Origin of the sequence: Bifidobacterium sp. (genome assembly GCF_050874245.1) — a bacterium.
In the GTDB taxonomy this organism is placed as follows: domain Bacteria; phylum Actinomycetota; class Actinomycetes; order Actinomycetales; family Bifidobacteriaceae; genus Bifidobacterium.
The window spans coordinates 1-1,227 of sequence record NZ_JBNMKH010000206.1 but is presented as its reverse complement, the minus strand read 5'-3'; the positions used below and the strand labels follow the sequence as shown (position 1 = coordinate 1,227).

Here is a 1,227-nt window from a genome sequence, read left to right as displayed (position 1 = left end):
CTACTCGATAATCCAGCTCAGGCCGACGAGCACGATGACGAACAGCACGTTCACCGCGGTGTAGACGGCCAGATAACGGCCTTTTTTGTCCGGGTAGGCGCGCGTCACGTTCTTGTAGCCGATCAGCGACGCCATGGACGCGATCAGCGTGCCCAAGCCGCCCAGGTTGGTGCCGATGATCAGTTCACGCCACTGGTCGCAGAAGCCGGACAGCAGCAGCGTGGTCGGCACGTTGGAGATGAACTGGCTGGACACCACGGCCACTTCCAGCGGATGCGCGCCCACCAGCGAGGCGGCCAGCTCGTAGAATTCCGGCACGCGTTTCATATTGCCGATGAAGATGAAGAACATGCAGAACGTGAGCGGCAGTCCCCAATCGACGTTGCGGAACACGCGGCGGTCGCACAGCAGAAACGCCACGAACACGATGACGCACATCACCCACAGCGGAATGAAATCGCTCACCGCCAGCAAGCAGACGACGAACAACGCCGTGTATACGATCGTACGCCAGCCGCCATAACCGGCACCGTAGCCGGTCACGCGAATCTCGTCAGGCTGCGGCCGGTCGGAATGCGGGGCGAGCACGTTCTGTTCGATGCCGGAACCATCGATCGCGGAAAATTCGGAAACCGATTTGCTGCCGAAAATCACGCAGGTGATGATTATCAGCAGAACGGCTGCGGTAGCGGAATACGGGGCCATGATGCCGATCATCTCGGACGTCGGCATGCCCGTCAACGCTTTCAGATACAGGTTGTGCGCGTTGCCGATCGGGGTGAGCATGCTGCCCACGTTCGCGCCGACGGTCATCAGCGTGCCGACAAGCACCGCATGCTCTTCCATGTGCGCCATCGTCAACACCGCGATTGCGAACGGCACGAAGGTGACCAACGCCACATCATTGGTGATGAGCATGCCGGAGAAAAACGGCAATGCGATCAACGTGAGCACCAGGCCACGCGCGGTTTTGACGTGATGCAGCAGGCGTGAGCCGATGATGCGGAACACGCCGATGCGCTGGAACCCGCATACCACCAGCATCAGGCAGATCAGCTGCGAGATGGTGCTGGCGTGGATGTAGCCGGCATACTCCTTATCCGGCGGCACGATGAAACATGAAATCAGTGCAAGTATTGTAGCGACTACGAGAATGGTCTCGTTCTTCAGGACCTTGACGACCAATCGCCGCATGCATTCCTCCGTCAATCCCGTTTGCAATCGCCT

General features: G+C 59.3%; 1 protein-coding gene. It reads right to left on the bottom strand.

Annotated features, from left to right (window positions below):
• A complete protein-coding gene (locus tag ACR0P8_RS09935) occupies window positions 1-1,194 on the bottom strand; it encodes an SLC13 family permease (RefSeq protein WP_432624881.1) in 1,194 nt (397 codons plus the stop codon).
• Between the last annotated feature and the right edge of the window lie 33 nt (window positions 1,195-1,227).